At 36.6% G+C, this 14,459-nt stretch carries 18 protein-coding genes; 3 read left to right on the top strand and 15 right to left on the bottom strand.

Going from position 1 to position 14,459, the window contains the following annotated elements; all coding sequences use genetic code 11:
• Positions 1-133: 133 nt before the first annotated feature.
• The 11 genes from GMB86_RS11765 to GMB86_RS11715 form a co-directional block, all read right to left on the bottom strand.
• Positions 134-658, bottom strand: coding sequence for a SpoIIIAH-like family protein (locus GMB86_RS11765; protein WP_155220194.1), 525 nt, complete (start codon positions 656-658; stop codon positions 134-136).
• 12 nt (positions 659-670) lie between these two features.
• A complete protein-coding gene (spoIIIAG, locus tag GMB86_RS11760) occupies positions 671-1,327 on the bottom strand; it encodes a stage III sporulation protein AG (protein WP_155220192.1) in 657 nt (218 codons plus the stop codon).
• A complete protein-coding gene (gene spoIIIAF, locus GMB86_RS11755) occupies positions 1,328-1,966 on the bottom strand; it encodes a stage III sporulation protein AF (protein ID WP_155220190.1) in 639 nt (212 codons plus the stop codon). It abuts the gene before it with no gap.
• 12 nt (positions 1,967-1,978) lie between these two features.
• Positions 1,979-3,172 (bottom strand): stage III sporulation protein AE, encoded by a 1,194-nt coding sequence (gene spoIIIAE, locus GMB86_RS11750; protein WP_155220188.1) that lies wholly within the window; start codon positions 3,170-3,172, stop codon positions 1,979-1,981.
• 16 nt (positions 3,173-3,188) lie between these two features.
• Positions 3,189-3,584, bottom strand: a complete 396-nt coding sequence (gene spoIIIAD, locus GMB86_RS11745; protein ID WP_155220186.1) for a stage III sporulation protein AD — start codon at positions 3,582-3,584, stop codon at positions 3,189-3,191.
• 119 nt (positions 3,585-3,703) lie between these two features.
• A complete protein-coding gene (gene spoIIIAC / locus GMB86_RS11740; RefSeq protein WP_155220185.1) occupies positions 3,704-3,907 on the bottom strand; it encodes a stage III sporulation protein AC in 204 nt (67 codons plus the stop codon).
• 44 nt (positions 3,908-3,951) lie between these two features.
• Positions 3,952-4,467 (bottom strand): stage III sporulation protein SpoIIIAB, encoded by a 516-nt coding sequence (gene spoIIIAB / locus GMB86_RS11735; protein WP_155220183.1) that lies wholly within the window; start codon positions 4,465-4,467, stop codon positions 3,952-3,954.
• Positions 4,468-4,469: 2 nt separating this feature from the next.
• Positions 4,470-5,423: a stage III sporulation protein AA gene (gene spoIIIAA / locus GMB86_RS11730; RefSeq protein ID WP_155220181.1), complete on the bottom strand. Its 954-nt coding sequence runs from the start codon at positions 5,421-5,423 to the stop codon at positions 4,470-4,472.
• 261 nt (positions 5,424-5,684) lie between these two features.
• Positions 5,685-6,242 carry an elongation factor P gene (efp, locus tag GMB86_RS11725; RefSeq protein WP_155220179.1) on the bottom strand — a complete coding sequence of 186 codons (558 nt, stop codon included), beginning with the start codon at positions 6,240-6,242 and terminating at the stop codon, positions 5,685-5,687.
• 136 nt (positions 6,243-6,378) lie between these two features.
• Positions 6,379-6,831: a type II 3-dehydroquinate dehydratase gene (aroQ, locus tag GMB86_RS11720; RefSeq protein WP_155220177.1), complete on the bottom strand. Its 453-nt coding sequence runs from the start codon at positions 6,829-6,831 to the stop codon at positions 6,379-6,381.
• Between the two features lie 60 nt (positions 6,832-6,891).
• On the bottom strand, positions 6,892-7,383 hold the full coding sequence (locus tag GMB86_RS11715) for a YqhR family membrane protein (protein WP_155220175.1): 492 nt from the start codon (positions 7,381-7,383) through the stop codon (positions 6,892-6,894).
• Positions 7,384-7,988: 605 nt separating this feature from the next.
• Here GMB86_RS11715 and GMB86_RS11710 point away from each other — a divergent pair.
• Positions 7,989-8,933 carry a DUF1385 domain-containing protein gene (locus GMB86_RS11710; protein ID WP_155220172.1) on the top strand — a complete coding sequence of 315 codons (945 nt, stop codon included), beginning with the start codon at positions 7,989-7,991 and terminating at the stop codon, positions 8,931-8,933.
• 20 nt (positions 8,934-8,953) lie between these two features.
• Positions 8,954-9,376 carry an SA1362 family protein gene (locus GMB86_RS11705; RefSeq protein WP_155220170.1) on the top strand — a complete coding sequence of 141 codons (423 nt, stop codon included), beginning with the start codon at positions 8,954-8,956 and terminating at the stop codon, positions 9,374-9,376.
• An 89-nt stretch (positions 9,377-9,465) separates the two neighbouring features.
• Here GMB86_RS11705 and GMB86_RS11700 read toward each other — a convergent pair whose 3' ends face one another.
• Complete coding sequence (locus GMB86_RS11700) at positions 9,466-10,353, bottom strand: patatin-like phospholipase family protein (RefSeq protein ID WP_155220168.1); 888 nt, start codon at positions 10,351-10,353, stop codon at positions 9,466-9,468.
• A 103-nt stretch (positions 10,354-10,456) separates the two neighbouring features.
• Positions 10,457-10,891, bottom strand: a complete 435-nt coding sequence (gene mntR / locus GMB86_RS11695; RefSeq protein ID WP_155220166.1) for a transcriptional regulator MntR — start codon at positions 10,889-10,891, stop codon at positions 10,457-10,459.
• Between the two features lie 174 nt (positions 10,892-11,065).
• On the opposite strand from mntR, the gene GMB86_RS11690 reads away from it, so the two are divergent.
• On the top strand, positions 11,066-11,449 hold the full coding sequence (locus GMB86_RS11690) for a rhodanese-like domain-containing protein (protein ID WP_155220164.1): 384 nt from the start codon (positions 11,066-11,068) through the stop codon (positions 11,447-11,449).
• A 198-nt stretch (positions 11,450-11,647) separates the two neighbouring features.
• Here GMB86_RS11690 and gcvPB read toward each other — a convergent pair whose 3' ends face one another.
• Together gcvPB and gcvPA are read right to left on the bottom strand one after the other, a co-directional pair.
• Complete coding sequence (gene gcvPB / locus GMB86_RS11685) at positions 11,648-13,108, bottom strand: aminomethyl-transferring glycine dehydrogenase subunit GcvPB (protein WP_155220162.1); 1,461 nt, start codon at positions 13,106-13,108, stop codon at positions 11,648-11,650.
• Positions 13,101-14,456 carry an aminomethyl-transferring glycine dehydrogenase subunit GcvPA gene (gcvPA, locus tag GMB86_RS11680; RefSeq protein ID WP_155220160.1) on the bottom strand — a complete coding sequence of 452 codons (1,356 nt, stop codon included), beginning with the start codon at positions 14,454-14,456 and terminating at the stop codon, positions 13,101-13,103. Before gcvPA ends, gcvPB begins: the two co-directional genes overlap by 8 nt.
• Positions 14,457-14,459 lie beyond the last annotated feature (3 nt).

Genomic DNA, 14,459 nt, shown 5'->3' with positions numbered 1-14,459 from the left:
AAAAAACTTTCATTCTTAGAAAATCAAAATAAAGACTAGTGATAAACTCACTAGCCTTTATTTTATCCGATTTTAAAAGAAAAAACTTCTCTAATATAAAATTTAAAATTCACTTTTGCTTATCATCGTTATTTTACTTTTTTGTAAGCTCATAATCTACTTTGACTAATTTATCTGCTCCTAAATATTCATTTGCTAATTTCATAATCGTATTCGCTTGTTTATTTGAAAGACTTTTTGTTGCTACGACGACCTGTACACTTTCCCCGTCTGCCATGACAACAGCATCAGAATAGCCTTTCGATTTAATCACATCTTCAAGTAGTTTTTCATTGCTTGCCACAGTTTTTAATGACTCTAATTTATCATAGGCCTTACTAACAGCTTGTGTGGAACTCTTATCTGAATCAATCACGCCTTGATATTCTTTTTCAAGTTTACTTTGTGCATCAGCATGTTTAATCCTGTACTCGGCCATTTTATCGTCTGTTGCTGTTGTTGTTATGACGTCTTTTTTATTTTGTGCTTCATCTACTTGACTACTTGTATCAAGTGCTGTTGAAGCTGGTTTACCAGGAGACGTCATATAATAAACCGATAATACAATAATTAAACTTAACATTGTTAATAACCATACTGTTTGTTTTTTTAGCACCATTCATTCTCCTCCTTAACGTTTGGGTAATACTTGTACTTTATAGTTAGGTACGTCAAGCACCGTACTTACAGCTTGCATAATCCAAGACTTCAATGTAGGGTTATTAGCCCCTTCTGCCACTACAAGAACCCCTCTAACTTCGGGTTGCTCTTTACCAACGACGACAGGTGTTTTCTGGCTATTATTGTCAATAACAACCACTTCGCTATCCTCATTTTTTTCGTTGACAGTTCTTGTCCCGCCATTTCGATCTTGTTCCTCGGTTTGATTCGTCTGGGTTTTGACGTTATCTTGATAGATATTTTTTTCTGTTGAACTAAAGGTGACCATGACAGAAACTTTTGATACGCCTGTTACTTGTTCTAAGATACGAGCTAAGCGTTGATTATAATACGATTCATACTTGCTCATGGAGGAGAATTTACTCGTTCCAAGCTTTTCTTTTGCTGACTGAAGTTGATTCGTCGACAAAGACTTCGGATGAGTAACCGTAGGCAAAGAGTCTTGACTGTCTGTCCCAGAAGACGATGTAAAAAAATGACTGATCAGCATGAATGATATACCTAAGATACCTAGTAATAATAAAGTTTGCTTATTTAGATGTTTTTTTTGGGAGTTATCCGTTTGTTTCTTAAACAATTGATCTTTTATCCACTGTATCAAAGACACTTATTCTCCTCCTTCCTTTTGAATCTGTATCACTTTTTCATCGATGCCCCATTCCTTAGCCAAAAATTGGCGTACCTTTTTTATCTCTGCATGTTCTTGAGCTTCAATTTTGTTTTCAGACGTGCTATGTGAGTTTGAAATGTCGACCTGTATATGATCAACAGGTTTAATCTCATCTTTGGTGTCTTTCATATCATCTCTTGGATCTGTTTGTCCAACAACAACAGCCACTTGGTCAACAGTCAGTGTGTTTTGTGTGTCATCGCTTGTTTTGACCTTTAGTTGCTTAATCTCTAAACCATAACGGTCAACTAACGCCTCCTTTACATAATTCTTCATCTTGTTAACCAGCGTGTTATGAATATATGCAGCTTGTTCACTTTCTATTTCACTTTTATTTGTATTTATTAAATTTTTTGTTTGAGACGTGTCATTAGTCATGCTAGCTTTTAATATCGCTTGATCCATATCGACGTGTAGAATTTTAAGCAGTGGATCGAGGAGGGATACAATAATCACTAAACCGATGACGAGTTTAACATATTTTTGAAAGGCTTTAGCTGGCAGTAGCATGTCAAGAATAATGGCAAAGAAAACGATAAAAATCACGTGTGTTAACCAATTAATTAGATAGGACATGCTTCTCCCTCCTTATCTCACCATGAGTGAAAGATTCCCAGATGCTATAATGATGGTTAAAGCCAGAAAAAACATTAAAGAGACGATGACAAGAGAGGCGAGAACATAGATCATACTCTTAGCCATTATACTTAAGCTCTCAATAATGGGGCCTCCTCCAAGAGGTTGAATTAAGGCCGCTGCGATATTATAAATAAGGACAAGGGACAAAATTTTAAGTGCTGGGAACGCAATCAGACAAACTAGCAGGATTAACCCTGCTATTCCTATGGTGTTCTTAAGTAAAACGGACGCTCCGATAACGGTATCTGTCGCCTCGGTAAACATTCGTCCAATAACTGGGATGAAATTCCCTGTGAAAAATTTAGCAGACTTCATTAGAACACCATCAGTAATTGAAGTTGCCGCCCCTTGAACTGACATAACACCTAAAAAAACAGCAAAAAAAACAGCTAACGTTCCGATGGCGATATTCTTTAATAGTGAAGCCAGTTTAGTTAATTTGTATTGCTCAGTTAACGTACTTACGATTGAAACAAGTGCCGATAGAAATAAAAGAGGCAGGACAAATTTCGCAATTAACCACCCGTTCGTATTAATTAGTAATATGACTAAAGGATGAAAAAAGGCGACGGATGTAACGCCTCCAGTTGCAGCAGTTAACCCTAATAACATGGGCATAAGTGCCAATAAAAAATGGCTCATATTTTCAATTGCATCTGAAGCATAAGTTATCGCAACCTTAAAACTATTAAGTAGCAAAATTAATAGCACGAGATAAACAACCCCGTAGGCTACTTTTGAAACAGATTGATGATCAAATGCGCTCTGAAGCGTTTGAAGTATCATTGAAAAAACAGACAATAAAAGCAATGTACCAAGTAATTTTCCGTTCACTAACAATTCATGAAACAAATATTTTATTAAACCGATCATCCAATCATGAAGCACACCTTGTTTGTCCGATGTTATTAGACTTTTAAAATCGACCTTCTGGCTTTCTGGCAAGAAACCATCATACTCTTGTGTGATCTTTTGCCAATAATCCTCTATTTGGGAGAGATCCATAGAATTAAATTGTTTATCAACCCAATTTTGCTCAGAAGTTTGGCCATAAGCAACGTCTGGAGAACAAAGCATAATAAACAAGGCTATAAATAGAACAACAGTCAAATTCCATATTTTAGTCGCCCTTTTATCTAGCATAAGTTTTCCCCTTTCATCATTGCGAAATCAAACCAATTATGGTCTGTATGACCGCCTTCATAATTGGAATAGCTAAAACAAGAATAAGAACTTTTCCAGCAAGCTCAATTTTTGACGCTAAAGCGCCTTCACCAGCATCCCTTGTAATTTGCGCACCAAATTCCGCGATGTAAGCTATTCCAATAATTTTTAAAATAGTTTCAACGTAGACGTTGTTTAGATGTGCGGATGACGCAATTTCTATAAGCATGTCCATGACAAGTTTGATTTGATCTATTAAATAAAGAAAAATAAGGGCTCCAACAAAGATGGACAATAAGAAAGCAAGGCTCGGCTTCTGCTCTTTTAAAATAAGAACAATAAAAGTCGCAACTAAACCTAAACCCACTATTTGGAGAATATCAATGGTCAAGCCCTCCTTTTCTTGGATCTCGCATTGAATGAACTCCCACCTCTAATCGATAAGGGCTATATGAGAAGTGAGGAGACAAATAGATTCTTTTAAAGCCCGATCATCATAAAAGGTTTCTTTTATTGAAAGAGAAAAACTTCTCTTATTTTTTCAAAAAGATCATTAATAAGCGTCGCAACCATATACAAAATAACGACAAAACCAATCAGTGTGACCCATTGTGCCCAATCATCTTTTCCCATTTGTTTAAGAACGGTCTGAATCATAGCGACAATAATTCCAATACCTGCAATTTGGAAAATGGTATTAACATCCAGAGACATCTTAGCACCTCCTATTTGAGTCAGAAAGACATCATCTATCTCTCCTAAATCAGCAATAAAACAATGAGGATTCCACTTAAAAACCCAAGACTTTTAGACATTTTTTCATATTTTGATTGAGCCACGCGAGCTTCGTTCTCTTCACGTTCAAGATGTGCTAGTGTTAATTGAATTTGTTTTTTTTGATTTTCGCTATCTTGTTTTCCAAGAGTGGCTCCAAATTGTAATAAAATTTCCTTCTCATTTTTCTTTAGTGCGGTGCTTGGCCAAAATGAGTGGATTGAATTTTCCCATACTTTTTGTAAATTATCTTTAGAATCAACTAAAGCATCCGATAATGTTTTAAAAAAAAAGGATAACGGCTTAGGTAATTGAGTAGCCAGATGTTCTGCTGCTACTTGTATAGGGGTTAAACCATACACAATTTCGGCTTCTAATGATTGTAAGGCTGAGCGGAATTGTCTTAATTGTTTTGGACGATCACTATATTGCTTGGACACAATGAAACCCATCCACGTCGTTGTTAGTATGATAAGAATGGCACCAATAGGTTTTAACATCTTTAAAACTCCTTGACATGTAGTAATGATAAGCCGTTTGCATCACGAATATCTCTGATACGACCCATGTGTGTCTGTTTTCTTTTCGGGCAACTGGTTACTTCAATAAAACGGTCAAATACTTTTTCTCGTAATAATGACTTCATCATTGGGCGCCTTGAAACCTGTTCAAAACCATTTGCATGGATAGTTGCTAACACAGATACTCCTGCATTCATAGCCTCAATCAACGCTTCACTATCTTCCTTGCGTCCTATCTCATCGACAATGAGGACATGAGGACTCATTGATCGTATCATCATCATCATACCCTCAGCTTTTGGACATGCGTCTAACACATCAACATGAGAACCTAATTGATTTTGAGGAATTCCTCTGATACATCCAGCAATTTCTGATCTTTCGTCAATAATCCCAACTTTTCTTGGAGGGATGCTTCTTTCTTGACTACCTTCACTTATGATCCGTGCCAGGTCTCTTAATAATGTGGTCTTACCTGTTCGTGGTGACCCAATGATTAATGTGCTTTGCCATCTTTTTTCATTGTTATTCAGATATGGGATGAGCGGTGTAGCAACACCGATTATCTCTCGAGCAATTCTAATATTAAAAGAACTTACATCTCGAATACGTCTCACATGTCCTTGTTCTGTTATGACTCTTCCTGATAATCCGACTCGATGTCCACCTTGAATCGTGATGTAACCTCTTTTTAGTTCTTCTTCAAGTGTATATAGAGAATAGTTACTTAGTTTTTGAAGCATGTCCTCTGCTTCTTTCTCATTAAAAACCGGAAATTGACGTGATGCTCGAAGATCATAGTTATCCGAAGTGACAAGTTCTAATGGTTGTCCGATTCGACAGCGTATTTCTTCAATATGCTGTATCTCTTTTTCTGGCAGTTTCAAAAAAATTTGCTGAATTGATTGTGGTAGTATTCTAAGAACTTCTTTCATAACACCCATCCTTTAATTTCCTAAAATCGAATGAGTAAGGCATAAGGATTTGTCAGCCTAGTCATCTCAATCAAATATATGCAAGCCTACCCTTTATCTATGCATAAAAAAAAGACGATCCTCAAATGAAGATCATCTTTAGTCTATATGGTGTTAGTGACATATTCTTACAATATTAACTCAAAATAGAGACAGTTTTGTATACGATTTAATTTTGATCAAGAAAGCTCTCTTTATTCGTATGAGATAAAGTGAAACTAGTTATGCTCTTGATACATAGTCTCCAGAACGGGTATCTATGATAAGTTGATCTCCTTGATTAACAAAGAAAGGAACGTTAACAACATAGCCCGTTTCTAGTGTAGCAGGTTTTGAACCACCTGAGGCTGTATCTCCTTTAATTCCTGGTTCAGTTTCAACTACTTCAAGAACGACTGTATTTGGAAGTTCTACACCAAGTGTTTCACCTTGATATGATTGGATATTCACTTCCATATTTTCTTTTAAAAACTTTAATTGTTCAGTAATTTGAGAAGCATCAAGTTCAATTTGTTCATAGCTTTCGAGATCCATAAACGCATGGGTATCACCACTTGCATATAGGTACTGCATTTTACGGTTATCAATGTGGGCACGGCCAACTTTTTCTCCACCACGGAACGTTTTTTCTTGAATGGCACCAGTCCTAAGATTTCTTAATTTAGAGCGTACGAACGCTGCTCCTTTACCGGGTTTAACATGTTGGAATTCAATAACAGACCAAATTCCACCATCCACTTCAATGGTTAATCCTGTACGAAAATCATTTACTGATATCATATTTTTCCTCCTACAAAAGCCCGTAACGCCTAACTGGACATCTAATGATGATAATTTTTTTACTACTTGTTCAAAAGTTCAGGGGAGTAAACTTTGCTTTTATTTAGAGACAAAGTTTGATGAACTTATTTTATCTCTAAATGTTTTTATCCTCTTTTTGAACCGTCTTTAATAGGTAATCAAGTGCGTAAGTGTAACCCTTAAAGCCTAAACCAACAATTTGACCGATAACGACAGGTGCCGTCACGGATTTATGACGAAAAGCTTCTCTTTGATGCACGTTTGATATATGCACCTCGATAACAGGTAAATCAATACTGGAAAGAGCATCACGAATAGCGATACTGTAATGTGTGAAAGCGGCTGGATTTAAGACAATGCCTTGATACTGTTTGGGTGCATCGTGAATCCAGTCTATAATTTTTCCTTCATAATTGGATTGTACGCATGTTACATGACAACCTCGTTCTTTTCCAAAAGTCTTTACCTCGTTCTCTAAAGAGTCTAATGTATTAGTGCCATAAATCGTCGGTTCACGCTGTCCTAATGCATTCAAATTGGGTCCATTAATGACTAGAAAGTGATGCATAATTAAACTCCTTTTGAACGTATGTAGATTAAGACTCTCCTATTATATTTTAGCATAGCATCATTTATTTGAATAGGCTTTTGAATCTTTACTCGAATCAACATCAAAAGAAACGGAATAACCTAGAAACAACCCATACAAAATGTATAAGCATAACGTCGTTGTTATTGTATTCCTCCCCAGTTCTCGTACTGTCTCTAAACCCGGTATCCATGGTTGGAATACGTAGAAAACGAGAACCCATAGGAAAAATCCAAAAAGCACACTCATCCAGATCGATTTAATTTTAGCCAAAGTGACCTTATATAAAAGGGCTAAAACTATCGATAGAAGGCAAATAACCAATATACCAATAAATTCGCCTAATAAATGATTTTTCCAATCGCCAAGTGCCCATGGTTTAAGAATCAATGAAGGTCCCACTTTTGAAAAGTTAAGATACCTCTCAACGAATCCAACTAAACTCCAAATAAGTCCTGCAAAAAAACCTATAACAGCAATACGACCCAATGATTTATCCTGTTTGTCTTCCTTTTTTGAGGTTTCAGGCATGTCAAACCCTCCCATTTTAAAATGAGGTTAATTACTCAAGGAATAGTATATCCATAAGTTGATCAATTCATTTATCGTGAGATTTTTTTATCCTGAAGCCTATGTATTATTTCACTTTAACCCCTTTATTTACTTATCATTCGGAAGCTTTATGTATCCATCTTTTTTCTTAATAGCCTCCTTCTTCATCAGTATTCCCCCGCAACCATAACTTTTTTTATTTTTAACATAAATTAGATACAAATTCGTAAACATATATAATATAATAAGAGTATGGAAAATAAAGCGCTTTCTTTTTCGCATTTTTTATTATTTAACGTATATTAATTAATATATACGGGAATAATAATTTTGGATCTTAATCTGAGACTTGATTCTATGTATGAAGGCAGATCCTAGCCATATTTGTCGGAAATCCATTTAAAAAAGTTGGTTATTCAACCTAGTGGTTTGCTTGCTTTTCTAGTAAAATAGATAGTGAGATAAAATTTATGATTATATGGTCCTGATTTTTACAGTCGATACGAACCATATAGTCAATAACATTTTTATACCATAACTCACTGTTTAAAAAAGAGATGAGTAATTAAAAGGTTGGTGTTTTTATGGCAAATAAACAAACTGGCTACGGTGGTCAAGCCGTTATTGAAGGTGTGATGATGGGTGGGAAATATACCACTGTAACCGCTGTCAGACGGCAAGATCGTACCATTGACTTCTTTGAATGTCAAAAAAAGAGCTACCCTTTACTAAATAGATTAAAAAAAGTTCCTGTCTTACGTGGTATTGTCGCTATCTTAGAATCAAGTGCTCTTGGAACCAAACATTTGAATTTCTCTTCCGAAGTGTTTGACCAGACAAACGAAACGCCTCGAAGTGAAGAGAAGAAAAAGTCATTCGGCTTTGTCATTGGTATTGCTGTACTTGGGATTTTGTCTTTTCTATTTGCAAAGTTCGTATTCACACTTGTTCCTGCATTTCTAGCAAGCTTTTTTTCACCCATTGTAAGTCATCACTCTGGTCAAATTATATTAGAAGGCTTTTTCAAGATTGCCTTTTTGCTAGGTTATATTTATTTTGTTTCTTTGACTCCCATGATGAAACGTGTTTTTCAATATCATGGTGCCGAGCATAAAGTGATTAATGCCTTCGAGAATGATTTACCATTATCTGTAGAAAATGTTATGAATGCCTCGCGATTACATTATCGATGCGGTTCTAGTTTTATCTTATTTTCTGCATTTATCAGTGTTGCTCTCTATTTCTTTGTTCCAACGGATCCTTTATGGTTGCGACTCGTATCACGTATTGCGCTTATTCCTCTTGATTTAGGTATTGCGTATGAAGTCTTACGTTTAACCAATCGCGTAAGAGGTATTCCTTTCTTAAAATGGCTTGGTTACCCAGGTTTATGGTTGCAGTTACTTACTACAAAGGAACCTGATACAGATCAAGTTGAAGTCGCCATCCAAGCGTTTGAAGAAATGATAAAACGTGAAGCAATGATAGAAGGAGCCAAATCAATGGTTAATAAAAGCCATGTTGTATAAAAATTTGGAGGTGAGTTGTCGTGAAATCTCTCATGTATCCCCTCATATTCTGGTTCATCATCGGCCTTGCAGCAATTGGATTATTCATTAATTTGATTTACCATCCTATGGCCTTGTTTAGTCAGCTTCTAATCATGGTTTTAGTTGTTTTTCTTGGTATGTTCCTTATCAAACGTCTTATGGGAGTAAGTACCAATAAAACAGAATATACGGCTTATCGAAAAGCAGTAAAGCAATCAAAGAAAAAACAACGTCATCGCTCAAAGAACCATTTTATTCAAAGTAGGTCTCGATCTAGTCGTGCATTGCAGCATAATTTTAAAGTCATCTCTTCCGATACCCATTTAAAAAGAAATATAAATTTAACCAAAGCTAAAGACCATGGACATTTAACCGTTATTAATGGAAAAAAACACAAAAAGAGAAAACGGATGCTTTTTTAAAAAAACTTGCCTAAGGCAAGTTTTTTTTGTGTATAAATGCCCCTTAATCCACGCCTTGCCTCTTTGTTTTATATTATTAACTGATTTTTTTAATATGTCCATTTTTTTAGGAATTGAAGTGCTTGTTTTTTCCCTAAATTAAATAATTCTTCTCTGTCCTTATTCGTTAAATCAAAGTCTGCCGTTTTGATATGATTAACAGGGATAAAAATAATATTTGATGCCGCAAATTTTGATATGTATTTTGTATCATGTGCTCTTTGCATCGTTTGGAATATTCCCTGAAGAAGATCCACACCATTTTTTATTTTTCTAGCTGGTAATAGATCTGGTTTTTGACTGAGTTGCAAACCAAGAAAAGGTCGATCTGGTTTCTCATTTCCTTGATCGAATAACCAGACTGGAAAATTACTTAGCATTCCCCCATCAACGATTAAGCACCTTTCAGCATTTTGATTAAAGAGGGAGATGGGTTCAAATAGAAATGGAAGACTACAACTCATACGTACAGCTCTTGCTACTGAAAACATTCTAGGATCTACTCCATATTGATGAAGATCATCAGGTAAAATCACCATTTTACCTTGCGTAATATCAGAAACGATGACTCTCAGTGACCCTTCTTCTAAATCTCCAAATGTTCGAATACCCTTTTTTAGTAAAAGCTGAGTTATCCACTCTTCAAAACTTGAACCACTATATAGTCCCATTTGCCAATAAAGTCTGAGCCACTTAACAAATGGAAAACGAAATATGGGGACTTTACGATCGAGCAATGTTTCCGTATTCATTTCTTTCATTAGATCTTTGATTTCCGTATTGGTGTACCCAGCGGATAAAAGGGCAGCTACAATGGAACCTGCACTCGTTCCAGCTATTCTTTTATAGCGGTAGCCAGCTTGGTCAAGAACATCCAGTGCACCTACAAAAGCAAAGGCTTTTACGCCACCACCGGAAAAAACAATATCAATATTCATAATCACCACCCCTCCCTCTTTAATAGTAGTAAGAAGCTTTTAAGAATAGACCAAAAAAGCCCAAGAAATGAACCTCATCTCTTGGACCTTATAATAGGCTTGATTACCCATTGTTAATATTTTCATTTTTTTTTCTTAATCCATCTAGCTCAGCTAAACGATTCTTATCTTCATCGAAATATTGAACTAGATCACCTATTCGATCAATAGCATTCCAACTTAAATGATGTTCGATCCCCTCTACATCAACGTAAATCTTTTCTTCACTTACACCAATCACTCTTAAGAACTTTTCTAATAACTCATGGCGATAAACTAGACGCTCTCCTAAGACTTTTCCCTTCGGTGTTAAGATGAATCCCCTATACTTCTCATATATAAGATATTGGTCTTTGTCCAGTTTTTGTACCATTTTGGTTACTGATGACGGATGGACATCAAGTGCTTCAGCAATATCTGAAACTCTGGCATAACCTTTATCCTGTATAAGTAAATAAATACGTTCGATGTAGTCCTCCATACTTGGTGTAGGTGACATGCAGTCTCCCCCTATACTTCTCCGTTTTGTTCTATTTGGATATTACACTATATTGAACTAAAAGACAAGTAATTTTCCAATTTAACCCATTTCCGACCTTTTTGTTATCTATTTAAAAATAAACTAAAAAAAGTTATAATGTGACTAGAGACATATATAAAAGGAGAAATTTAAATGAAATTCGATTGGACGATTCTGCTAGTCGCAATACTCGCGTTTATTATCTATACGGTGGCTCGATCACTTATGCAGCGCAGATATTTAAAAACACTTGATGAAGATTCATTTCGCTCCGGCTATCGAAAAGCACAATTAATTGATGTTAGAGAACCAAATGAATTTGATAATGGTCATATATTAGGTGCCCGAAACATCCCACTGACACAACTTAAAATGCGTAAAACAGAAATAAGAAAAGATAAACCCGTCTATCTCTATTGTGCGAATGGATTTAGAAGCGCTAGAGCTGCAGCTGTTCTAAGAAAAATGGGTGTGAAAGAACTTTACCAGCTAAAGGGCGGGTTCAAAAAATGGACAGGCAAAGTAAAACACAAATAAAGAAAGATCATAAAACAGACAGATACCAAAAGAGATGTCTGTTTTATTTTTTAGGTATAAAATCCGCTGCTTGTGTTTTAAAAAAACATATTTATCATCGTTATAAAAATAGAGACATCTATGGATGTCTCTATTTTTATATTACGTTTAACTCTATCCCACCGCTAGAAGGACATGAAAACTGCTTTCAACTATAATTTATTTTCCATTATATTTCAAAACAGGCGTCCGTGCTGCTCTTGTTTCATCAAGTCGACGAATAATCGTATTGTGTGGTGCGTCTTGAACGATTTCTGGTGTTTCCTCTACTTCTTTTGCGATTTGAATAAGGGCATCAGCAAATTCATCAAGGGTTTCTTTTGATTCTGTTTCTGTAGGTTCAATCATCATCGATTCATCTACAATCATAGGAAAATAAATGGTTGGTGGATGGTACCCATAGTCAAGCAACCTCTTTGCTATATCAAGTGTTCTAACACCGAGTTTCTTTTGTCTTCTTCCTGATAAAACAAATTCATGTTTACAGTATTGATGAAATGCGACATCATAATATGGTGCTAAACGTTTCATTAAATAGTTTGCGTTTAAAACAGCATTTTTTGATACTTGAGCTAGCCCTTCAGGACCCATCGTGCGGATATAGCTATAAGCACGCACATTTATCCCAAAGTTTCCATAGTAAGGTTTTACGCGGCCGATTGAATCGGGACGATCGTAATCAAATGTATAGTGGTCATCCTTTTTCACAAGAACCGGTTTTGGTAAAAATCGAGCTAATTCTGCCTTTACGCCAACAGGACCTGATCCAGGACCACCGCCTCCGTGAGGACCAGTAAAGGTTTTGTGAAGATTTAAGTGAACAACATCAAAGCCCATATCTCCAGGTCTTGTTATACCCATGATCGCGTTCATGTTTGCTCCATCGTAGTAAACGCGGCCACCCGCTTCATGTACGATTTCAGCTATTTCTGAAATGTGCTCTTCAAATAATCCTAAAGTGTTTGGATTCGTTAACATCAAGGCTGCTGTTGTATCATCGACAACACGTCTTAAATCATCTAAATCCACTAAACCTTTTTCATTAGATTTAACGGTCACTGCTTCAAAACCAGCGACGGAAGCGGAAGCTGGGTTAGTTCCGTGTGCTGAGTCAGGAATGATCACCTTTGTCCGTTTGAAATCACCATTTGCTTCATGAAAAGCCCGAATAATCATCAGTCCTGTCCATTCACCATGGGCACCGGCTGCTGGTTGTAAAGTCACTTCATCCATACCTGTTATTTCGGCAAGATTGGTCTGCAAACGGTACAGCATTTCCATAGCCCCTTGAACCGTCGACTCATCTTGATAAGGATGGATATGACTAAACCCATCAAGTCGTGCTAAAACTTCATTGACTTTTGGATTATATTTCATCGTACAAGACCCTAGTGGATAAAAGCCTGAATCAACGCCGAAATTTCGTTTTGATAGGGCCGTATAATGACGAACGATTTGTAATTCGGACACTTCAGGAAGTTCCGGCTCACTAGTTCGAATATAGTCAGAATCAAGAAATTCGGTTAGATTGACATTAGGAACATCACTAATAGGAAGACTGTAGCCAATCCGTCCTTCTTTAGAACATTCAAAGATGAGTGCTTGCTCATTATTATTCATGAATTAGTCCTCCTAATAGGGTTGCAAATTGATCAATTTGAGTTTTTGTCCGTTGTTCTGTCACCGCAATTAACATCTGATTTTTCCTAGTTTCATCCTCTCGTCCAAGTTCGTAACCACCAATAAATCCGTGTTCAAGAAGTTTTTGATTCACATCTTTAACAGGTTGTTTGACATCTACAACAAATTCATTAAAGAAGGAGTCCTTCGTAAGCACCGTAACACCCTTTTTTTGCAATTGATCTTTAGCGTAGTGTGCTTTCTGGATGTTTTGGTTAGCGATATCACGAATGCCTTTTTTGCCAAGGGCTGTCATGGCTACAGAAGAAGCTAGGGCATTTAACGCTTGGTTTGAACAGATATTTGACGTCGCTTTGTCACGTCTAATGTGTTGTTCACGAGCTTGAAGCGTCAACACATACCCACGTTTCCCATCTTCGTCAACTGTCTCACCTACTAAGCGACCTGGGATTTTTCGCATTAATTTTTTGGTTGTAGCAAAATAGCCACAATGAGGTCCACCAAATGATTGCGAAATACCAAGTGGTTGACAATCGCCTACGACAATATCAGCACCAAATTCACCAGGAGGTGTTAATAAACCTAATGAGAGCGGATTACATGAAACAACGAAGTGTGCCTTTTTAGCTTGTCGTGTTAAAGCTTCAATTTCTTTCAATGGTTCGATTTGGCCAAAGAAATTTGGGTATTGGACGATAACTGAGGCCGTATCCTGATCAATCGCCTCTTTCAATTGCTCAAGATCTGTCGTACCATCCTTTGTTGGAATCTCGACAACCTCAAGGTGTTGTCCTTTGGCGTAAGTTTGTAAAACAAGACGACTTTCTGGATGAACAGCACAAGAAACAATGATCTTTTGTTTACGAGCGGAAGAACAACTAAGAAGAGCGGCTTCTGCCAAAGCTGTTGGTCCATCGTACATGGAAGAGTTAGCCACTTCCATGGCTGTTAACTCACTAATCATCGTTTGAAATTCAAAAATAGCTTGCAGTTCACCTTGTGAAATTTCGGGTTGATACGGAGTATAAGCTGTGTAAAATTCAGATCTAGAAATAATACTATCCACAACGGAAGGAATATAGTGGTCATAGACACCAGCACCTAAAAAGGAAGGGGTATCTTTAAGGTTCACATTCTTTTTCGCTAATCGTGTCATTTCTTGTATAAGTTCAGGTTCAGATAAGGCTCTTTCAACGTTTAATGTCCCTTTAAAACGAACTTTTTCTGGAACGTCTGAGAAGAGCGCTTCTTCTGAAGTTATTCCAATCTCCTCAAGCATTTCCTTTCGATCTTGTTCAGTCATTGGCAAGTAACGAAATGTAGTCATGAA

This window comes from Terrilactibacillus tamarindi (genome assembly GCF_009718825.1).
GTDB classification, from domain to species: domain Bacteria; phylum Bacillota; class Bacilli; order Bacillales; family Sporolactobacillaceae; genus Terrilactibacillus; species Terrilactibacillus tamarindi.
This window is presented reverse-complemented; position numbering and strand designations above follow the sequence as displayed.